Origin of the sequence: Streptomyces coelicoflavus (genome assembly GCF_045041415.1) — a bacterium.
Classification (GTDB): Bacteria; Actinomycetota; Actinomycetes; order Streptomycetales; family Streptomycetaceae; genus Streptomyces; species Streptomyces coelicoflavus.
This window is the reverse complement of sequence record NZ_CP108218.1, coordinates 5940042-5960391: the sequence shown is the minus strand read 5'-3', so window position 1 is coordinate 5960391 and position 20350 is coordinate 5940042. Positions and strand designations below refer to the sequence as shown.

18 protein-coding genes are annotated in these 20350 nt (G+C 73.7%); 8 read left to right on the top strand and 10 right to left on the bottom strand.

All coding sequences use genetic code 11. The features are described from left to right. Positions 1 to 3 precede the first annotated feature (3 nt). Genes OHA99_RS26620 through OHA99_RS26610 form a run of 3 tightly spaced genes read right to left on the bottom strand, consistent with a single transcriptional unit; the run spans position 4 to position 3967 of the window. Positions 4 to 831, bottom strand: a complete 828-nt coding sequence (locus OHA99_RS26620) for a hypothetical protein (RefSeq protein ID WP_153180155.1) — start codon at positions 829 to 831, stop codon at positions 4 to 6. Positions 832 to 884: 53 nt separating this feature from the next. Further along, positions 885 to 2483, bottom strand: a complete 1599-nt coding sequence (locus OHA99_RS26615; RefSeq protein ID WP_405698170.1) for an HtaA domain-containing protein — start codon at positions 2481 to 2483, stop codon at positions 885 to 887. Positions 2484 to 2527: 44 nt separating this feature from the next. Then, positions 2528 to 3967: an HtaA domain-containing protein gene (locus OHA99_RS26610; protein ID WP_405698168.1), complete on the bottom strand. Its 1440-nt coding sequence runs from the start codon at positions 3965 to 3967 to the stop codon at positions 2528 to 2530. Between the two features lie 102 nt (positions 3968 to 4069). Here OHA99_RS26610 and OHA99_RS26605 point away from each other — a divergent pair, with 102 nt between their 5' ends. The 7 genes from OHA99_RS26605 (at position 4070) to OHA99_RS26575 (ending at position 11539) form a co-directional block, all read left to right on the top strand. Then, a complete protein-coding gene (locus OHA99_RS26605; protein WP_153180152.1) occupies positions 4070 to 5101 on the top strand; it encodes a hemin ABC transporter substrate-binding protein in 1032 nt (343 codons plus the stop codon). Further along, a complete protein-coding gene (locus OHA99_RS26600; RefSeq protein ID WP_153180151.1) occupies positions 5098 to 6189 on the top strand; it encodes an iron ABC transporter permease in 1092 nt (363 codons plus the stop codon). The genes OHA99_RS26605 and OHA99_RS26600 overlap by 4 nt, the downstream gene beginning before the upstream one ends. Beyond that, complete coding sequence (locus OHA99_RS26595) at positions 6186 to 7031, top strand: heme ABC transporter ATP-binding protein (RefSeq protein WP_405698165.1); 846 nt, start codon at positions 6186 to 6188, stop codon at positions 7029 to 7031. Before OHA99_RS26600 ends, OHA99_RS26595 begins: the two co-directional genes overlap by 4 nt. A 231-nt stretch (positions 7032 to 7262) precedes the next feature. Next, positions 7263 to 8417 carry an iron uptake system protein EfeO gene (gene efeO / locus OHA99_RS26590; protein ID WP_405698163.1) on the top strand — a complete coding sequence of 385 codons (1155 nt, stop codon included), beginning with the start codon at positions 7263 to 7265 and terminating at the stop codon, positions 8415 to 8417. Between the two features lie 17 nt (positions 8418 to 8434). Beyond that, positions 8435 to 9715: an iron uptake transporter deferrochelatase/peroxidase subunit gene (gene efeB / locus OHA99_RS26585; RefSeq protein ID WP_405698161.1), complete on the top strand. Its 1281-nt coding sequence runs from the start codon at positions 8435 to 8437 to the stop codon at positions 9713 to 9715. Between the two features lie 2 nt (positions 9716 to 9717). Next, positions 9718 to 10590, top strand: a complete 873-nt coding sequence (efeU, locus tag OHA99_RS26580; RefSeq protein WP_164384996.1) for an iron uptake transporter permease EfeU — start codon at positions 9718 to 9720, stop codon at positions 10588 to 10590. Further along, complete coding sequence (locus OHA99_RS26575; RefSeq protein ID WP_405698158.1) at positions 10550 to 11539, top strand: hypothetical protein; 990 nt, start codon at positions 10550 to 10552, stop codon at positions 11537 to 11539. Before efeU ends, OHA99_RS26575 begins: the two co-directional genes overlap by 41 nt. 25 nt (positions 11540 to 11564) lie before the next feature. Here the strand turns inward: OHA99_RS26575 and OHA99_RS26570 are convergent, their stop codons facing one another. The 6 genes from OHA99_RS26570 to OHA99_RS26545 all read right to left on the bottom strand — a co-directional run bounded on the left by OHA99_RS26570 (position 11565) and on the right by OHA99_RS26545 (position 17488). Further along, positions 11565 to 12296: a bifunctional DNA primase/polymerase gene (locus OHA99_RS26570; protein ID WP_164384994.1), complete on the bottom strand. Its 732-nt coding sequence runs from the start codon at positions 12294 to 12296 to the stop codon at positions 11565 to 11567. 128 nt (positions 12297 to 12424) lie between these two features. After that, on the bottom strand, positions 12425 to 13078 hold the full coding sequence (locus OHA99_RS26565) for a TetR/AcrR family transcriptional regulator (RefSeq protein WP_153180145.1): 654 nt from the start codon (positions 13076 to 13078) through the stop codon (positions 12425 to 12427). Between the two features lie 76 nt (positions 13079 to 13154). Continuing rightward, on the bottom strand, positions 13155 to 13817 hold the full coding sequence (locus tag OHA99_RS26560) for a response regulator transcription factor (RefSeq protein ID WP_405699009.1): 663 nt from the start codon (positions 13815 to 13817) through the stop codon (positions 13155 to 13157). 13 nt (positions 13818 to 13830) lie between these two features. Continuing rightward, the gene (locus OHA99_RS26555) at positions 13831 to 14823 is read right to left on the bottom strand and encodes a small ribosomal subunit Rsm22 family protein (protein WP_153180144.1); all 993 of its coding nucleotides are present in this window, start codon (positions 14821 to 14823) and stop codon (positions 13831 to 13833) included. A 200-nt stretch (positions 14824 to 15023) separates the two neighbouring features. Further along, positions 15024 to 16070 carry a serine hydrolase gene (locus OHA99_RS26550; protein ID WP_153180143.1) on the bottom strand — a complete coding sequence of 349 codons (1047 nt, stop codon included), beginning with the start codon at positions 16068 to 16070 and terminating at the stop codon, positions 15024 to 15026. Between the two features lie 77 nt (positions 16071 to 16147). Further along, the gene (locus tag OHA99_RS26545; RefSeq protein ID WP_345963559.1) at positions 16148 to 17488 is read right to left on the bottom strand and encodes a multidrug effflux MFS transporter; all 1341 of its coding nucleotides are present in this window, start codon (positions 17486 to 17488) and stop codon (positions 16148 to 16150) included. 143 nt (positions 17489 to 17631) lie between these two features. On the opposite strand from OHA99_RS26545, the gene OHA99_RS26540 reads away from it, so the two are divergent. Beyond that, positions 17632 to 18690 (top strand): Gfo/Idh/MocA family protein, encoded by a 1059-nt coding sequence (locus tag OHA99_RS26540; RefSeq protein ID WP_405698155.1) that lies wholly within the window; start codon positions 17632 to 17634, stop codon positions 18688 to 18690. Here the strand turns inward: OHA99_RS26540 and OHA99_RS26535 are convergent. Next, positions 18677 to 20347, bottom strand: coding sequence for an alkaline phosphatase (locus OHA99_RS26535; RefSeq protein WP_153180140.1), 1671 nt, complete (start codon positions 20345 to 20347; stop codon positions 18677 to 18679). The two genes, OHA99_RS26540 and OHA99_RS26535, sit on opposite strands and share 14 nt — an antisense overlap. Between the last annotated feature and the right edge of the window lie 3 nt (positions 20348 to 20350).

Here is a 20350-nt window from a genome sequence, read left to right as displayed (position 1 = left end):
CATTCAAGCACCGTCCGCGGGCGGCCAGAGCGGGGTGGGGGCCTCGTCGTACGGGAGGGTGGCGAGCGCGTCCGCGTACCCGCGTTCCAGGGCGGCGCGTCGGCGTTCGGTCACCGGTCCGGCGGCGCACTCCGACAGCCGGGACATCCGCTCCGCGTGCCCCTCGGTGACCGCGTCGGCGGTCCGGCGCCACTCCGCCTCGTCCGGCAGCCGGGCGAGCACCGTGCAGGGCGGTCCGGTGCCCTCCGCCAGTGCCGCCACGGCCCGGTCGTGGCCGTCCAGGATCAGCCAGCCGTCGAGGAATGACACCCACCACAGCAGGACCGGGGCGAGGGTGCCGTCCCGGGCGTGCTTGCGGTACGCCTTCACGCGCGGCGCGCCGGGGGGCGAGAGCGGACGCAGCGGCAGGACACCGTGCCAGCCGCCGCCGCAGAGCAGTTCGAGGACGGTGTCGGGCCAGTCCCGTACGAAGTCCTCGGTCCAGATGCCGGGGGCGAACGACGCGCGTGCGGTGAGCGACCAGCGTCCGTCGTGCAGCGGGCCGTGCGGGCTGTCCTCCAGCCACCGGGCACAGGGGTGGCGCCAGTCGGCGGCCGGGTCCCGCATCGACGCGGCGCGCGGCGGTGGCAGCGGGGAGCGGTACCCGGGCAGGCGGCGCAGGTGCAGCTCGCGGCAGCAGCCGCCGCCGTGCCACCTGGCCCGGGTCAGGGGGCGCTCGCCCAGGTGGAGCGCGGGCGGGCCGCCGTCCCGGGCCCGGACGAACCGCAGCGGCGGCGGGCCGGGGCGGCCCCGGACGTCCAGGACCAGGGGTCCCGAAGTCGCTTCCCGCACCGCCCGTTCCATACGGCCAGTATCGGGCGCGGACCGCCCCGGCCCGCAAGGGATTACTCGGCGGACCGCGCCTGGGTCCGCCGCCTGCGCGTCGCGTACACCGCGCCCGCGCCGGCCACGACCGCGACACCGGCCGCCGCGCCCAGCGCCGGGCCGGGCAGGTCCGAGCCGGTGGAGGCGAGGCTACCGCCGCCGATGGAACCGCCGGTGGTCGTTCCGGTGCCGCCGACGGTCGATCCGGTGCCTCCGGCGGTGCCCGCGCCCCCGCCGGCGGAGCCGCCCGCCGTGCCGGAGCCGCCGCCCGTGCCGCCGGACGTGTCCGAGCCGCCGCCGTCCGGCAGTTGGGCGTCGCCGCTGAGGGCCACCGAGAGGCCGACCGGGTCGAGGGCCGTGCCGGCCGGGTAGTTGCCGAAGACCTTGGCACCGGCGTCGGTGACGGTGGCGGCGATGCCGTCGACCGTGATGACGTCCTTGTCGGCCTTCAGGTCGCCGGACTTCGCCCTGAGGTCGGCCAGGACCACGCCCTTGGTCCGCGTGCCGAGGCTGTTCACGTCGGCGGTGAGGCTGCCGGTGCCGCCGTCGAGGGTGGCCTTGAGGTTGCTCAGGGTCAGGTCGAGGCCGTAGGTGCCGCCCGACTCGTGGCCCTTGAAGTTGACGGCGCCCTGGAAGGTGGCGGTCAGCCTGTCGGCGTCCGTGTCGTAGGTGCCGGTGGCGTCCTTGAAGGTGAACGCGCCGTTCCCGGCCGCCTGGACGGCACCGCCGGAGACGGTGACCTTGCCCTTGGCGATGGTGCCGACGACGTAGGAACGGAAGGACTCCTTCACGCCCCAGCCCAGGGTGCCGTCGGCGATCTCTCCCTTGGTGGGGGCCGTGCTCGCGGGGGCCGAGGGCGAGGCGCTCGTGCTCGCCGTGGGGCTCGGGTCCTGGGTGGCGGGCGTGGTCTGCGGGTCGGTCGGCCCGGGTTCGGCGGAGTCGGTCCCGGTCGGCTCCGGGCCGGTCGGGTCGGTGGAGGGCTCCGTGCTCGGCCCGGTGGTCGGCTCCGTGCTCGGCCCGGTGGTGGGCTCGGGCGTCTTCTTGACGACCGTCAGCGGGTCTCCGGCCGCGCCCGCGTAGCCCGCGCTGCCGAGGTACTCGCCCGCCTCGGTGGTGAGGGTGGTCGCCATGTCGGTCATCGCGCGGGTCACGGCGACCTTGGCCAGCGGCACGTCGTCGCCCTTCTTGACGGGCGTCGCGCCGGAGGTGTCGACCGTCGTCACGTCGGCGGTGATCTCACCGGCGCCGCTGTCGAAGCGCACGTCGGTGAGCGTGACCTCGAAGCCGTGCGCGGCGGATGCGCTCACCAGCTTGCCCTGGAAGCCGAGGTCGACGGCGTTCGTCGTGTGGTCGTAGGTGCCGGTGCCGTCGGTGAAGGTGAACGCGCCGTTCCCGGCGGCCTGGGTGGCGCCCTCCGAGGTGGTGAAGGTGCCGAACATGCCGACGTACGTCCGGTAGGACTGCTTGATGCCCCACGTCAACTCGTAGTCGGAGAGCGGGGATCCGGCGGCCGAGGCGGTGGTGGCGCCGCCCAGCGTGGCGAGGGCGGTCGCGCCGAGGGCGGCGGCCGTGGTCACGGCGGCGGCGAGTGCGGTGGAGCGGCGTCGTCTGACGGGCATGGCTCGGTTCTCCTTGAGTGGTGTCGGGCTGGTGTCGGGGGTGTTCAGCCCTGGTCCGGGCCCGCCGGCGAACCGGCGGACGCGGTGGGCCGGGCGCGGCGCCTGCGGAGGGCGACGGCCACGAGGGCCGCGGCCGCCAGCAGCAGGGCGCCGGCCGCGAGGGAGACGGGAAGTGCGGGGAAGCCGTCGTCGTCGGCGGTGCTCGCGACGGGGGCGGCGGAGGTGTCCGCGCCGGTCTTGTCGGGCCGCGGGCTCGCACTCGGCGTGGGCTCGCTGCCGAGGTCGGGCAGGGCGGGCAGTCGCGCGTCGGCGGTGAGGGCGACGGCGAGGGAGACCGGGTCCATCTCGGTGCCTGCCCGGTACATGCCGCCGAAGGCCTCGGCACCGCGCGCGGTGAGCTTCGCGGGAGCCTCGGTGACCTGCACCAGTCCGCCGGCCGGCTTCAGGTCGCCCGCGGTGAAGGTGACCAGGGGCACCTTCCGCTCCTTGACGTCCGGGCTCGTCACGTCGGCGTACAGCGTGCCCCGGCCGTCCTCGACGACGGTCCGTACGTTGCCGAGGCTCAGGTCGAGGCCGTGGGCGCCGGTGAAGCGGACCGTGCCCTCGAAGGCGGCGGTGAGACCGCCGTCCTCGTACGTCCCCTCGCCGCCGGGGAAGCGGAAGAGTGCGCCGCCGTCCCGGGCGCCCGCGGACAGGGCCCACTCGCCGTCGGCGATGTCGCCGGTGACGTACTCCCGGAAGGTGCGGCGCACGCCCCAGTCGACGGCGCCGTCCCGGATCGCGCCGCCCGACGTCTTCGTGGGCTTCGGCGACCCGGCGGACGGGGCGGGGGTGTCCGACGGCCGCGTGTCCTGCCGCGGCGCGGGCGCCTTCACGTCGGCGGACAGGCTCACCGGATCCAGCGCGGTGCCGGCGGTGTAGTACCCGGCGAAGGACCGGGCGCCCTCGGCGGTGAGGGTGGCGGGGAGGTTGTTCAGGGCTACGGCGCCGCCGCCGCCCCGCATGTCGATGCCGCCGAGGGAGAGGGAGGCGAAGGGCACCTGACGGGACGTCGTGACCGCCCCGGTGTCCTTCGCCCTGCTGACGACGTCCAGGTGGAGCGTGCCGGTGGAGCCGGAGATGCTCACGGTGGGACGGCTGAGGGTGAGGTCGAGCTGGTACGTGCCGCTGCTCGTGCGGTGGCCGAGGAAGTGGACGCCGCCGGAGAAGGCGGCGCGGAAGGCGCCGGTGGCGGCGTCGTAGGTGCCGGTCGCCGAGTGGAAGCGGAAGGCGCTGTCCCCGACGGTCGCCGCTCCCCGGGTGAGGGAGTAACTCCCCTTCGCCACCGGCCCGGTGACATAGCTCTGGAAGGAGGACCTGATGCCCCAGTCGAGCCGCCCGCCCTGCACGGGCCTGCTCTCGGCGTGTGCGGCGGTCACGGGCAGCAGGGCGCCGAGGACGGCCGCGCACACCACGGTGACCAGGACGCGAAGACGGGCGGGCATGCGAAGTCCTCCGGATCGGGGGGCCGGTAGCGAAGCAAGGTAAGGCTAACCTAAGCTCTATCGGGCCCGAGGGGGCAGTCGACGAAAGGACGGGACGGAACCGTGCGACGCTTGCGAAACCGACTGGCGGGAGCACTGCTGTCCGTGCTCGCCCTCACCCTGACCGCGACCGGATGCGGAGGCTCCTCCGAGGCCGCGTCCGGCGGCGACGGCGGCAACTCGCGGGCCGCCCCCGCGGGGGAGTCCGTCGCGAACCGGGTGGAGCCGCCGGCGAAGAGACCCGAGCCGCGGCTCCCGGTGACCGTCCGCTCCGCCGACGGCGAGCGGGTGACGGTCGAACGGGCCGAGCGGATCGTCCCCCTCTCCGGCAGCCTCAGCGAGATCGTCTTCACGCTCGGACTCGGCGACCGGGTCGTCGCCCGCGACGTCACCGCCACCTTCGAACAGGCGGCCGGGCTGCCCGTGGTGACCCGTGGTCACGACGTCTCCGCCGAGAGTGTGCTGTCGCTGAAGCCCGATCTGGTGATCGCCGAGACCACCACGGGCCCCGAGGAGGCGGTGGGCCAGATCCGCGCCGCCGGGGTCCCGGTGCTCTTCGTCGAGGCGGCGAAGGGACTGGACGACGTGGGCCCGCGCATCGAGGCGGTCGCCGACGCGCTCGGCGTACCGGCGGCCGGGAAGGAGCTGACCCGGCGCTCCGAGCAGCGGATCGCGGCCGTGCGGGGGGACGTTCCGCACGGTGACAAGCCCCGCGTCGCCTTCCTGTACCTGCGCGGCTCGGCCTCCGTCTACCTGATCGGCGGCGCGGACTCCGGTGCCGGTTCGCTGATCGAGGCGGCCGGGGCGGTGGACGCCGGGGCCGCCTCCGGCCTGGACAGGGACTTCACCGCCATCACCAGCGAGGCCCTGGTCAAGGCCGCGCCGGACGCGATCCTCGTGATGAGCAAGGGACTCGAATCCGTCGGCGGCGTCGACGGGCTGGTGAAGATCCCGGGCATCGCACAGACCCCGGCCGGGATGGACCGCCGCGTCGTCTCCGTCGAGGACGGCGTACTCCTCAACTACGGCCCGCGCACCGACCAGGTGCTCAAGTCGGTCGTGGCACAGCTGTACGGCGAGGACGGCGCCGAGTGACCGTACTGGACAAGCCCGTCGGTCCCCGGGCGCCCGCAGACCCGGCCGCGCCCCGCGCCCGGCGCACCACCGCCTGGCTGCTGACCGCGGCCCTCGCCGCCGGCCTCCTGGTCCTCGTCCCGGTCGCGGCCGGCACCGGCGCCTACCCGATCCCGGTCGGCGACGTGCTCGGCTCGCTGCTGCACCGGACCGGGCTCGGCGGCACGGAACTGGACCGGGTGGCCGAGTCGGTGCTGTGGAACGTGCGCTTCCCCAGGATCGTGCTCGCCCTCCTCGTCGGCGCCTCGCTGGGCAGCGCGGGCGCGCTGATGCAGGGCGTGTTCGGCAACCCGCTGGCCGAGCCGGGCGTCATCGGCGTCTCCTCGGGCGCGGCGGTCGGCGCGGTCGGCGCCATCGCGTTCGGCCTGAACTTCCTCGGCACCTGGACGGTGTCCGTCTTCGCCTTCGCCTCCGGACTCGTGACGGTCCTGGTGGTGTACGCGATGTCCCGCTCGGGCGGCCGCACGGAGGTCGTCACGCTGATCCTGACGGGCATCGCGGTGAACGCCTTCGCGGGGGCGCTGATCGGGCTGTTCCTGTTCTTCGCGGACACGGCGGCGGTCAACCAGATCACCTTCTGGCAGCTGGGTTCGCTGGCCCAGGCGACCTGGCCGAAGGTGCTGGCGGTCCTGCCGTGCGCGGCGCTGGGCCTCGGGCTCGCCCCGCTGTACGCGCGCCGGCTCGACCTGCTCGCGCTCGGTGAACGTCCGGCCCGGCACCTGGGCGTGGAGGTGGAGCGGCTGCGGATCGTGCTGGTGCTGGTGATCGCGCTGCTGACGGCGGCGGCGGTGAGCGTGGCCGGTGTCATCGGCTTCGTCGGGCTCGTCGTCCCGCATCTGCTGCGGATGGCGGCGGGGCCCGGGCACCGGTTCCTGATCCCGGGCAGCGCGCTGCTGGGCGCGCTGGTGCTGCTCGCGGCCGACCTGGCGGCCCGCACGGTCGCGGAACCGGCCGAACTGCCGCTGGGCGTACTGACGGCGCTGCTGGGCAGCCCGTTCTTCTTCTGGCTGCTGCGCCGCACCCGGCGCAGGCAGGGAGGCTGGGCATGACCGGGCTGAAACTGACGCGGTTCATGCCGTCGTCCCGTCCGGTGCCGCCGCCCCCGGCCGCGCCGGGCGACGTCCTCGCCGAGGCCGAGGGAGTACGCGTGCACCTCGGCGGGCGGCCGGTCGTCGACGGCGTGGACGTGCGGGTCCGCGCGGGCGAGCTGCTGGCCCTGGTCGGCCCCAACGGGGCGGGCAAGTCCACCCTGCTGGGCGCGCTGGCCGCCGACGTCCCGGCCGCCGGGGGCGTCGTACGCGTCCACGGCCGCCCGGTGTCGCGCTGGTCGGCGCCCGAACTCGCGCTGCGCCGGGCGGTGCTGCCCCAGGCGGCGTCGCTGTCCTTCCCGTTCGCGGTGGAGGAGGTGGTCCGGATGGGCCGGGCGCCCTGGGCGGGCGGTGACCGGGAGGGGGAGGACGACGCGGCGGTGGCCGAGGCGATGGCACGCACGGAGGTGACCGGGTTCGCCGGGCGCCCGTTCTCGGCGCTCAGCGGCGGCGAGCGGGCCCGGGTGGCCCTCGCCCGCGTCCTCGCGCAGCGCGCTCCCCTGCTGCTGCTGGACGAGCCGACCGCGGCCCTGGACCTCAGGCACCAGGAACTCGTGCTGAGGCTGTGCCGGGAGCGGGCGCGGGCCGGGGACGCGGTGGTGGTCGTCCTGCACGACCTCGCGCTGGCGGCGGCGTACGCGGACCGGGTGGCGATCCTGCGCTCGGGCCGGATCGCGGCCGACGGTCCTCCGGCGGAGGTGTTCGCCGAGGGGCTGCTGTCGGAGGTGTACGACCAGCCGGTGGAGGTGTTCCCGCACCCGCGCACCGGAGCCCTGCTCGTCCTCCCGCACCGCTCACCGTGACGCGCTCCGCACCCACCGGGCGCCGCCGACGACCTGTCTTGACGCACCTTTGACCTTCCCATGGGCACCTCATTGAGCCACCGTGACCGGCCCGTGCTCATACACCGTCCATGAGATTCGGATCACCGCATGGGCGGGTTTTACTTAGGAGATCCTTAGGTATGTTAGGCCAGCCTCACCTTCCCTGTGGGGCCCGTCACGCGCACTTTCGGCCATCCCTTGGAGCCCCGCATGCGAGCCGCCAGACTCACCGCCGTCACCGCCGTCGCCACCGCCGCGGCCCTGGCCGCCGTCACGGGCTGCACGGAGAAGAGCGGCGCCGAGGACGGTGAGCACGTCATCACGGTGACGGCCACGGACGACAAGTGCGAGGTCTCGAAGTCGGAGTTCCCGGCCGGTCACGTCGAACTCGCCATCGAGAACAAGGGCTCCAAGGTCACCGAGGTCTACCTCCTCTTCCCCGACGACCGGGTGGTCACCGAGCGGGAGAACATCGGACCCGGCACCAAGCAGCGGGTCACCGCCGAGGTGAAGGCCGGCGACTACCGGATCGCGTGCAAGCCCGGCATGAAGGGCAAGGGCATCCGCCAGGACGTGAAGGCCACCGGCGGCAAGGCCGCCGCGCGCGACCCGCGCCTCGACAAGGCCGTGGCCGCCTACCGCCAGTACGTGCAGCAGCAGGCCGACGAGACGCTGCCCAGGGCCGAGGCGTTCGCGAAGGCCGTCCAGGCCGGTGACCTGGAGGGCGCGAAGAAGGCGTACGCCCCCTCCCGCATCGGCTGGGAGCGCACGGAGCCGGTCGCGGAGTCCTTCGGCGACATCGACCCGAAGGTCGACGTCCGCGAGGACGGCCTGGAGGACGGCCAGGACCCGGCGACCGACTGGACCGGCTGGCACCGCCTGGAGAAGGCACTGTGGCAGGACGGGAAGATCGGCGACCGGGAGAAGGAGCTGGCCGCCACGCTGGTCACCGACCTGAAGGACTGGCAGAACCGGGTCGGCAAGGCCGAGATCACCCCCACCTCCATGGCCAACGGCGCCAAGGAGCTCCTCGACGAGGTCGCCACCGGCAAGGTCACCGGCGAGGAGGAGCGCTACTCGCACACCGACCTGGTCGACTTCAAGGCCAACGTGGAGGGCGCGCAGAAGTCGTACGAGCTGCTGAAGCCGGTCGCGAAGGAGAACGACGCGGCACTGACGACCGAGCTGGACCGTCAGTTCGGGGCGCTGGACAAGCTGCTCGACCAGTACCGCCCGAGCACCTCCTCCTACGAGTTCACGTCCTACGACAAGGTCGGCAAGGCGGACCGCAAGGAGCTGTCGGACGCGGTCAACGCGCTGGCGGAGCCGCTGTCCAAGCTCGCCGCCGCCGTGGTCACCAAGTAGGCGTGGGGAGAAAGACGATGACGGACACCGACTCCCCCACCCCCACCCCCGGCCCCGGTAAGGCCCCCGCCCCGTCCCGGCGGGCGCTGATCGGCTGGGGCGGCGCGGGCCTCGCGCTCGGCGCCGCCGCGGCGGCCGGCGGGGCGGTCGCGATGGACCGCACCGGCGACGACGTGGACCCGGCCGGTGCCGACGCGGGCGCCGCCGTCCCCTTCCACGGCGCGCACCAGGCGGGCATCGCCACGCCGGTGCAGGACCGGCTGCACTTCGCGGCGTTCGACGTGACGACCGAGGACCGCGCCGCGTTCGTCGCGCTGCTCAAGGAGTGGACCGCGGCGGCCCGCGCGCTGACCGCGGGGCACGCGGTCGGCGAGGGCGCCTACGGCGGGCTGCCCGAGGCCCCGCCGGACGACACCGGCGAGGCGCTGGGCCTCAAGCCCTCCCGGCTGACCCTCACCATCGGCTTCGGGCCCTCCCTGTTCGCGAAGTTCGGCCTGGCGGGCCGGCGTCCCGAGGCCCTGGCCGACCTGCCGAAGTTCCCCGGGGACAATCTCGACAGGGCCCGCAGCGGCGGCGACCTGTGCGTCCAGGCGTGCGCGGACGACCCGCAGGTCGCGGTGCACGCGATCCGCAACCTGGCCCGGATCGGCGTCGGCAAGGTCGTCGTGCGCTGGTCGCAGCTCGGCTTCGGCAAGACCTCGTCCACGACGCCCGACGAGCAGACGCCGCGCAACCTGCTCGGCTTCAAGGACGGCACCCGCAACATCGCGGGCACGGAGCGGGACCGCCTGGAGAAGTTCGTCTGGGCCGCCGCGAAGGACGGCTCGGACTGGATGGCGGGCGGCTCCTACCTCGTCGCCCGGCGCATCCGCATGCACATCGAGACCTGGGACCGTACCTCCCTCCAGGAGCAGGAGGACGTGTTCGGCCGCGACAAGGGCGAGGGCGCCCCGGTCGGCAGGGCGAAGGAACGCGACGAGCCGTTCCTGAAGGCGATGAAGCCCGACGCGCACGTCCGGCTCGCGCACCCCGACTCCAACGGCGGGGCGACGCTGCTGCGCCGCGGCTACTCCTTCACCGACGGCACGGACGGCCTGGGCCGCCTGGACGCCGGTCTGTTCTTCCTCGCCTACCAGCGCGACGTGCGCACGGGCTTCGTCCCCGTGCAGCGCAATCTGGCGACGGACGCGCTCAACGAGTACATCCAGCACGTGGGTTCGGCGGTCTTCGCCGTGCCGCCCGGGGTCCGCGACGCGGACGACTGGTGGGGCAGCACGCTGTTCGGCAAGGAGGCGTAACCGTGTTCTCCAACTACCTGATCGGACTGCGCGAGGGCCTGGAGGCCTCCCTCGTCGTCTGCATCCTGATCGCCTATCTGGTCAAGACGGGCCGCCGGGACGCCCTGAAGCCCATCTGGGCGGGCATCGGCGTCGCCGTCGCCATCGCGTTCGGCTTCGGCTGCGCGCTGGAGTTCGGCTCGCAGGAGCTGACGTTCAAGGCGCAGGAGGCGCTGGGCGGTTCGCTGTCCGTCCTGGCCGTGGTCCTGGTGACGTGGATGGTCTTCTGGATGCGGCGCACCGCCCGGCACCTGAAGGCGGAGCTGCACGGCAGGCTGGACGCGGCCCTCGCGATGGGCACCGGCGCGCTGGTGGCCACCGCGTTCCTGGCGGTCGGCCGGGAGGGCCTGGAGACGGCGCTGTTCGTGTGGGCGTCGGTGCACGCGGCGAGCGACGGCACCCCGCGCCCGCTGATCGGCGTGGCCCTGGGCCTGGCCACGGCGGTGCTGCTCGGCTGGCTGTTCTACCGGGGCGCGCTGCGCATCAACCTGGCCAAGTTCTTCACCTGGACCGGCGGCATGCTGGTCGTCGTGGCGGCGGGCGTCCTGGCGTACGGGGTGCACGACCTCCAGGAGGCGGACCTGGTGCCGGGGCTGACGAACCTGGCCTTCGACATCAGCAACACGGTCGATCCGTCGAGCTGGTACGGCACCCTGCTCAAGGGCGTGTTCAACTTCCAGCCCGATCCGACCGTCCTCCAGGTCACGGTGTGGCTGCTGTACCTGGTCCCGACACTCGCGCTCTTCCTCGCCCCGGTAGGGTTCGCCTCCGGGAAGGGGAAGGTGAAGGAACCTGATGAGCCAGGATCGCGGCCCTCGAAGGCCCCGCAGGCTTGAGAAGTGCGCGCTCATATCCGCCTCGGCGACCGCGTTGTCGTTGGCGGTGAGCGGATGCGTGGTGGTGCACGGCGAGCGCGAGGTGCTCCCCTCGGCCACCCGGGCCGAGGCCGCGAAGGCGCTGGAGCGGTTCACCACCGCGTACAACGAGGCGGACAAGGCGTACGACGCCGAGCTGGACGCCGACCGCACGACGGGCGCCCTCGCGGCGATCGACTCGGCACGGCTGGAGGCGGGGGCGGCCAACCACCCGGACGGCAATCCGACGCACACGCCGCTGGAGCTGACCGACGCGAAGTTCACCATCCCGGCGAAGGCGGGCTGGCCGCGCTGGTTCGTCGCGGACACCAAGGCCAACAAGGGCGGCGACGCGCGCTGGTTGCTGGTGTTCACCCGGGACGGCCTGAAGGACACCTGGGAGGCGGCGTACCTGACGCTGGTCGCCCCCGGCAAGGTGCCCGAGTTCAAGACCGACGCGGACGGCTGGGCGGAGGCGGTGCCCGCGAACGCGGCCGACGTGAGCGTCCCGCCGGGCGAGCTGAGCAAGGGCTACACGACGTATCTGCAGGACGGCGGCAAGACCTTCGCCGACGGGACGCACACCAGTTCCTGGCGGGCGTTGCGCGCGAAGCGGTCGACCCGCCCCGGCCTGGCCACGCAGTACATCGACGAGCCGCTGACGAACGGCGACTACGCGCCGCTGGCGCTGCGCACGAAGGACGGCGGGGCGCTGGTGTTCTTCACCACCCGGCACTTCGAGAAGCAGACCGCCGCGCGGGGCGCGTCCGTGCCGACGCCGAACAAGGACGTGCTGGCGCTGACGGACGGCGAGATCAAGCAGTCGCTGACGATGGAGTTCGTCTCCAACGAGGTGGCACTCGACCCGGCGGACGGGCCGGTGTCGGTACTCGGCCGCGTCCAGGGTCTGACGGCGGCGAAGGGCGAGTAGCCGCCGCCCCGCCCGCCGCGCTCTCTCAGCGGCGCAGCGGCCAGGCGGCGCCCTGCTGGTCGCTCTCCTCGCCGACGTGCCGGGCGCAGGCGTCGGTGAGGGTCTCCAGCAGGGTCAGCGGGTCCGGCAGCGGATGCTCGGGGCCGCGTACCCAGTGCACGGTGCGGTCCTCGCCGGGCAGCCGGGCCGGCGGCACCAGCACGTAGGAACCGCGGCAGTGCCAGCGCAGGCCGGGGTGCTCGTCCATGGTCTCGGGGTGGCAGTCCAGCTCGCAGGGCCACCACTCGTCCTCGTCCTCGGGGGTGCCGCGGGTGAGGGTGAACAGCAGCATGCGCCCGTCGTCGCTCTCGGCGACCGGACCGACCTCGACACCGGCGGCGAGCAGCCGCTCCAGCGCCTCCCGGCCGACCTCCAGGGGCACGTCCAGGACGTCGTGCACCATGCCGGTGGCGGTGATGAAGTTGGCCTCGGGCTGGTGCCGGGCCCAGCGCTCGATCTGGGCGCGGTCGGTGGTGGACTGCGTCTGCCAGGCGAACGACACCGGGTGCCGGGCCGGGGTGGGACAGCCCACGCGGTCGCAGGAGCAACGGTATCCGGCGGGGTGTGCGGCGGGCGCCAGGGGCAGTCCCGCGCCGGCGGTGGCGAGCAGCAGTTCCTCCCGGCCACCGTCTCCGGCGGCCTCCTTGGGGCGGCGTCCGCGCAGCCACGAGGAGAGTTTGCCCTGCAGACCGCTCCGACCGCCGAACTCCGCGCTCATCTATCCCCTTGCCCTCGCCGTCGTGCGCACCAGCATGCCCTATCGTCGCACCATTCAGCGCTTCGGGGTCGCGAAGGGACAAACTTCCCTGGTCAGGCCTCTTCGGTCACTGGTCGGGCCTTATTCGGTCACCGGGGAGCGAGCCCGTGCAGCGCGTAGTCGACGAGGGTGTCGGTGTAGGCGTGGGAGAACGGCCCCGTGTGCTGGAGCCAGCGCTGGGCGAGCGGGGAGACGAAGAGTTCCAGGGCGATCCGCGGGTCGATGTCCTGCCGTACCTGGCCGGCCCGCTGGGCGGCGCGCAGCCGGTCGGCGTGGAGCTGGAGCGACGGCTCCAGGAGCCGGGTCACGAAGGTCCGGCCCAGTTCCTCGTTGACGACGCCCTCCGCGGCCAGGGCGCGATAGGGGGCCTCGAACCGGGGATCGCGCAGCTCGTCGACCGTGGCGCGCAGCACGGTCTTGAGGTCGGCGGCCACGTCACCCGTGTCCGGGATGGTGTACGCCTCCGCGCCGTGGGCCTCCACGAGCCGGTCCCCCAGATCGAGGAAGGCCTCCAGCAGGACGTCCGCCTTCGAGGACCACCAGCGGTAGATCGTCTGCTTGCCGACGCCGGCGCGGGCGGCGATGCCCTCGATGGTGGTCTTCGGGTAGCCGACCTCGCCGACCAGGGCGAGGGCGGCGTCGTAGATGGCCTGGCGGGACCGCTGGCTGCGCCGGGTGGCGTCGGGGTGCGGCCGCTCGGCGGCGGGGGCGTCGGGGACGGGAGTGGACTTCTGTGTGGCCATGGTCCGAAGCTACCAGGTTGACAAGACGCGGCGTCTCGCGGACGGTGGGCGGACCGCGGCGCGGACCACCCACCGCTCAGCGGCGCGGCGCCCGCGCGTCCTCCAGGTAGTGCAGTACGGCCGCCACCCGCCGGTCGACCCGGTCGGCCGGGGACAGGTCGAGCTTGGCGAAGATGCTGCGGATGTGCTTGTGGACCGCTCCGTCGGTGACCACGAGCCGCCCGGCGATGGCGCTGTTGCCCAGCCCTTCGGCCATCAGGGCCAGGACCTCCCGCTCCCGCGGACTGAGCCTGTCCAGCCGGGTGTCCTTACGGGTCCGGGTGAACAGCTGGGCGACGACCTCCGGGTCGATGGCGGTGCCGCCGCCCGCGACCCGGCCGAGCGCGTCCATGAACTCCTCGACCCGGCCGACCCGCTCCTTGAGCAGATACCCGAGGCCGCCGACGCCGCCGGTCAGCAGGTCGGTGGCGAAGGACTGCTCCACGTACGCGGACAGCACCAGCACGGCGAGTCCGGGGCGCCGCCGCCTGGCCTCCACGGCGGCGCGGACGCCCTCGTCGGTGTGGGTGGGCGGCATGCGGACGTCCAGGATGGCCACGTCGGGCTCGTGCGCGTCGATGGCGTCGAGCACCGATTCGGCGGTGTCCGCGGTGGCCACCACGTCCATCCCCTCGGCCCGCAGCAGCAGGGCGAGTCCTTCGCGCAGCAGCAGGTCGTCCTCGGCGATCACGATCCGCAGGGCAGGGTGCACGTCACGTTCCCTCCTCGGTCGGCCAGGGGTCGCCCCAGGCCGCGTCCCGGGCCGCCTTGTACAGGTCGCCGTGGCGCTTGGTGACCGTCCGGCGGCCGATCCGCTCGTCGGGCTCGCACAGGTCCAGCAGGACCTGGCCCTTGCGGATCTGCGGACGCCGGACCACGCGGGACGGGGCGGGTTCGACGGGGAGCCGGGTGGCGGCGACGTAGCTGAACTTCTCGTCCTCGTAGGCGAGGGAACCGCTCTTGACCTGCCGGTGGAGGCTGGAGCGGCTGACGCGGGCCGCGAAGTGGCACCAGTCCGTGCCCGGCACGATGGGGCAGGCGGCGCTGTGCGGGCAGGGCGCGGCGACCCGGAACCCGGCGGCGATCAGCCGGTCGCGGGCCTCGATGACGCGGGCGTACCCGGCGGGGGTGCCGGCCTCGACGATCACGACGGCCCGCGCGGCCCCGGCGGCGGCGTCGACGAGGGCGGCGCGGTCGGTGTCGGTCAGTTCGTTGAGCACGTAGGACACCGTGACGAGGTCGGCGCTCTCCACGGTGAGCGCCGCTCCGATCCGGGCGCGCTGCCAGCGGGTGTCGCGCAGGGTGTCGAGCGACGCGGCGATCTCACGGCCGAGGGCGAGGGCGGGTTCGGCCCAGTCGAGCACGGTGACCGGACGCGTGCCGTCCCAGGTGTCGCTGACGGCCCAGGTCGCGGCGCCGGTCCCGCCGCCCACGTCCACGTGGCTGCCGGGCACCCAGCCCGGCACGGCCGCGGCGAACTCGGCCAGCGCGGAGCGCACCGCGGCGAAGGTGGCGGGCATGCGGTACGCGGCGTAGGCGACGACGTCGGCGCGGTCGCGGAGGATGGGGGCGTCGGTCGGGGTGTCCCCGCGGTAGTTGGCGATCAGCCGCTCCACGGCCTGCGCGGCCTGCCGGGGCGGGAGCCCGTCGACGAGGTCGGCGAGGGTGGCTCGCAGGGTGTCGGCGGGGGTGGCGGGGTGGTTCACTCGGCGATTGTACGAGGCACTCCGTGGGGTGGTGGTTGTGTGGTCACCCGGGGGGTGGGTGCGGGTTGGCCGCGCGGCCCGGCGCTGCGTCCGGTGCCCGGCGTGGGGGCGGGCGCGGGGGTGGGTCGCGAGCCCGGCGCCGACGGGGTGCCGGTGCGCCCACCCGTGCCGCCCCAGCGGCACGACTGCCCGCAGTTTCGTCAGGCGCGTACCGATCTGGCCACGTCGGTGCACAGGGTCGCTCGGGGGGTGTTGGACGCGGGGCGGCGGCGGGGGTGGACCGTGTTGGCGAGGAGGATCGCGAAGGTTTCGGTCGCGCGGTCGAGGACCAGCATCGTGCCGGTGAAGCCGGTGTGGCCCGCCGTCCCGCGCCCCGCCAGCTCGCCCATGAACCACGGCTGGTCGATGACGAAGCCGAGCCCCGGTTCGGTGAAGAGCAGCTCCACGAAGTCGGGGCCCAGGATGCGGGCCGGCCCGTGGGAGCCGCCCGCGAGCAGGGTCCGGCTGAAGACCGCGAGGTCCCGCGCCGTCGAGAACAGCCCCGCGTGTCCGGCCACCCCGCCCAGCGCCCACGCGTTCTCGTCGTGGACGACGCCGCGCAGCATCCCGCGGTCCACCTTGGCCCACGGCCGCCGCTGGTCCTCGGTGGCCGCCGCGCCGGGACACGGTCCGAAGCGCGTGGCCGCCATGCCCAGCGGCCGGGTGATCCCGTCGCGGACCAGGACGTCGAGGCCACGGCCGGTGATGCGCTCCAGGACCTGCTGGAGGAGCAGCATGTTCAGGTCGGAGTAGCAGTACGTGCCGGGCACCCCCACGGGCGGCTCCGCGCGCAGCCTACGCAGCCGTTCCTCGTCGTCGGCGCAGTCGTACAGCGGGAGTTCGGGCCGCAGCCCGGAGGTGTGGGTGAGCAGCTGCCGTACGGTGACGCGGTGCTCGGCCGCGGCGCGGAAGTCCGGCAGGTAGGCGCCCACCTCCGCGTCGATGCCGAGCGTGCCCCGCTCGATCTGCTGCACGGCGGCGACCGCGGTGAACAGCTTCGTCAGCGAGGCGAGGTCGAAGGGCGTGTCGACGGTCATCGGCACCCGGGCGCGCTCCGGCAGCTCCACGCCCGTATCGCTGTGCGGGTCGTAGAAGGCGTAGCGCACGGCCCAGCCCGCCGCCTCCTCGACGGCGAGCACGGGCCCGCGTCCGACGGCCACGACGGCGCCCGCCGCCCAGGGGCGTTCGCCGGCCGTGAGGTCGTGCACCTGGGCGACGACACGGCGGAGCCCCTCGCGATCGAGCCCGGCCCGCTCCGGGGTGTCACCACGCAGTCTCGGAGCGCTCAGTTGTCCGCTCCCTTGCCTGTGCCCTTGCCTGTGCCCTTGCCTGTGCCCTTGCCTGTGCCTTTGACCTGGCCCGTGCCCGTGCCCATGGCCTTGTCCGCTCCCTGCCCGCGGCACATGGTCACGAGGAAGCCGAGTGCCACGACCGCCGCCACCAGCTGGACCACCGCCATCGGAACGGCGGTGTCCTCCCCGGCGATCCCGACCAGCGGGGAGGCGACGGCACCGATGAGGAAGGAGGAGGTGCCGAGCAGCGCGGAGGCGGAGCCGGCGGACTTCCTGACCCGCATCAGGGCGAGTGCCTGGGTGTTGGGCAGGCTGATGCCCATCGCGGACATCAGCACGAACAGCGCGACCGCGACCGGCCCGAGCCCGACCTCGCCGAAGACCCCCAGCGACATCAGCAGCAGCGCGGTCGCGGCGGCGATCACGACGACGAGGCCGAGGCCGAGCACCCGGTCCAGCCTGACCCGCCCGACCAGGATCTTGCCGTTGATCTGCCCGACCACCACGAGCCCGACGGAGTTGAGGCCGAACAGCAGGCTGAACGTCTGCGCGGAGGCCCCGTAGATCTCCTGGACGACGAACGGCGACGCCGCGACGTAGGCGAACAGGGAGGCGAAGGCGAAGCCGCCCGCGAGCATGTACCCGGTGAAGGCGCGGTCGGCGAGCAGCCCGCGCATCGCGCGGAGGGTGTCGCCGGCACCGCCCGCGTGTCGCTCCTCGACGGGCAGCGTCTCCGGCAGCCTGGCCCACACGACGACGCCGAGCACCACGCCCACCACCACGAGGACGACGAACACGCCCCGCCAGTCGGTGAAGCGCAGGATCTGCCCGCCGATGAGCGGTGCCACGACCGGCGCGACGCCGGAGATCAGCATGAGGGTGGAGAAGAAGCGGGCCATGGCCACGCCGTCGTACAGGTCGCGCACCACGGCGCGGGCGATGACGATTCCGGCGGCGCCCGCGAGTCCCTGGACCAGCCGGAAGGCGACGAGGAGTTCCACGTTCGGCGCGACGGCGCACAGGGCGGTGGCGACGACGTAGACGGCCAGCCCGCCCAGCAGCGGGCGCCGGCGTCCCCACTTGTCGCTCATCGGGCCGACCACGATCTGCCCGAGGGCCATGCCGGCCAGGCAGGCGGTGAGCGTGAGCTGGACGGTGGCGGCGGGCGCGCCCAGGGAGCGGGTGACCTCCGGGAGCGCGGGGAGGTACATGTCCATCGCCAGCGGCGGCGTGGCCGTGAGGCTGCCGAGGATCAGGGTGACGAGCAGGCTGATACGCCGGGCGGCGGGCAGCGGACGGACGGGCTCCCCGGCCTTCGGCGCCGGGTGCGGCATGGGTGGTGTGGACGACGGTACGGACGGTATGGACGGCCCGCGCTCGGGCATGTGCCCCTCCCTCTTCTACAGATCCGCCGCCTATGCTCTCAGGTCGTACGCAGTTGAACGAACCTGAGCGAGGGTGGGGCAGGGTGTCAGCGGTGACCGGGCAGAAGGTGCGCTGGGGGATTCTCGCGACCGGCGGGATGGCGGCGCGGTTCACGGCGGATCTGGTCGATCTGCCGGACGCGGAGGTCGTGGCGGTCGCGTCGCGGACCGAGGCGTCGGCGAGGACGTTCGCGGAGCGGTTCGGCATACCGCGGGCGTACGGCGGCTGGGAGACGCTGGCGCGGGACGAGGACGTCGACGTGGTGTACGTCGCGACGCCGCACTCGGCGCACCGGACCGCGGCCGGTCTGTGTCTGGAGGCGGGCCGCAACGTGCTGTGCGAGAAGCCGTTCACACTGAACGCGCGCGAGGCGGCGGAACTGGTCGCGCTCGCCCGCGAGAACGGCGTCTTCCTCATGGAAGCCATGTGGATGTACTGCAACCCGCTGGTGCGGCGCCTGAAGGCGCTGGTCGAGGACGGCGCGATCGGCGAGGTCCGCAGCCTCCAGGCGGACTTCGGCCTCGCGGGCCCGTTCCCGCCCGCGCACCGGCTGCGGGACCCCGCACAGGGTGGCGGCGCGCTCCTCGACCTGGGCGTGTACCCGGTGTCGTTCGCGCACCTGCTGCTCGGTGAGCCGTCGGACATCGCGGCGCGCGCGGTGCTCTCGGAGGAGGGCGTCGACCTCCAGACGGGCGCACTGCTCTCCTACGACGGCGGCGCCCTGGCGACGGTCCACTGCTCCATCACCGGCGGCACCCCCAACTCCGCGTCGATCACGGGTTCCGAGGGCCGTATCGACGTCCCGAACGGCTTCTTCTTCCCGGACCACTTCGTCCTGCACCGGGACGGCCGGGACCCGCGGGAGTTCCGGGCCGACCCGGCGGACGGGCCCCGCGAGAGCCTGCGGCACGAGGCCGAGGAGGTGATGCGGGCCCTGCGCGCCGGGGAGACCGAGTCGCCGCTGGTCCCCCTCGACGGCACGCTCGCCGTGATGCGGACGCTCGACGCGATCCGGGACCGCGTCGGCGTCCGCTACCCGGGAGAATCGGGAGACCGGGGCGAGCAGGGCGAGCAGGGAGAGGCGGCGGAGCCGGTCGTCACGCCGGCTTGAGCCCCGGCTCCCCCACCTCGGTCACGAAGGACCCGGCGGTCGTGAGCGGCGCGCCCTCGGTGCTGACCTGGGACACCGTCTTGAAGTCGGCGCGCGCCGACTCGCGGCCCAGGGACACCGTGGCGTAGCCGCGCCGCCCGTTGAAGAACTTCAGGTGCGGGTTGGCGGCCATCAGGGTGTCCCAGTTCGACGGCTTCTCCGAGCCGTTGCCGCCGCTGGTGACGGACGTGGTGACGATCTCCGTGCCCAGGGTCCGGGAGTCCGGGTCGTCGAAGTCGCGCTTGATGTCGAAGCCGTAGGAGACGTGTACGTCGCCGGTGAGGACCATGAGGTTCTCGATCCCGGCGGCCTGCGCGCCGGCCAGGACCCGCTCGCGGGAGGCCGGGTAGCCGTCCCAGGAGTCCATGGAGACCTTGGACGGCATGCTCGTCGAGTTGTACCGCTGGGAGAAGGTGACCTGCTGGGGCACCACGTTCCACAGGGCGTTGGACCGGTGCCAGCCGTTGATCAGCCAGCGCTCCTGGGCGTCGCCGGTGAGCGTGCGCCCCGGGTCTTCGGACTCGGGCCCGGGGAACTGCCAGCCGTCGCCGTACGCCTGGTTGGAGCGGTACTGCCGGGTGTCGAGCACGTCGAACTGGGCGAGGCGTCCCCAGTGCAGGCGGCGGTAGAGCTTCAGGTCGGGACCGTCGGGCAGCTGCGGGCGCCGCAGCGGCATGTTCTCCCAGTAGGCGCGGTAGGCGGCGGCCCTGCGGATGAGGAACTCCTCCGGCGGGACGCCGTTCTCCGGCGTCTCGTCGGCGTAGTTGTTCTCGGTCTCGTGGTCGTCCCAGGTGACGACGAAGGGGTGCGCGGCGTGCGCGGCCCGCAGGTCGGGGTCGGACTTGTAGAGGGCGTACCGCAGTCGGTAGTCCTCCAGGGTCACCGTCTCGTGGTTGAAGTGGGCGGGCAGGGTGCCCGCGGGGTAGGCGCGGGAGCCGCCGGTGGCGTTCACGGCGTACTCGTAGAGGTAGTCGCCGAGGTGGAAGACGACGTCCACGTCCTCCTGGGCGAGATGCTGGTACGCGGTGTAGTAGCCCTGGTCGTACTTCTGGCAGGAGACGACGCCGAAGGTGAGGCCGGAGACCCTGCTGTGCTGCGCGGGGGCGGTGCGGGTCCGCCCTGCCGGACTGACGTAGCGGCCGGCGCGGAAGCGGTAGTGGTAGACGTGGCCCGGCGCGAGGTGGCCGACCTCGACGTGCACGGTGTGGTGGAACTCGGGGTGGGCGGTGGTCCGGCCCCTTCTGACGACGCGGCGGAACCGTTCGTCCAGGGCCAGCTCCCAGCTCACCTCGACGCGTTTGGCGGGCAGTCCGCTGTCGGCCTGGTACGGGACCGGGGCCAGGCGCGTCCACAGCAGTACGGAGTCGGGCTGCGGGTCGCCCGAGGCGACGCCGAGCGTGAAGGGGTCGGCGGTCAGCCGCGCGGCGTCCAGCTCGGCGGCGCTCGCGGTGCCGGCGGCCGGCAGGTTGACGGAGAAAGCGAGCGCGGCGGCGGCGCCGGTGACGGTCAGGAAGCGGCGGCGGCCCAGGCTGCGGGCGGCGGCGCGGAGTTCGGGCGCGTGCGAGGACTGCGACCGGGCCGGAGCCGAGGTCGGGGCCTGGTGGTTCGCGGGTGTCATCCG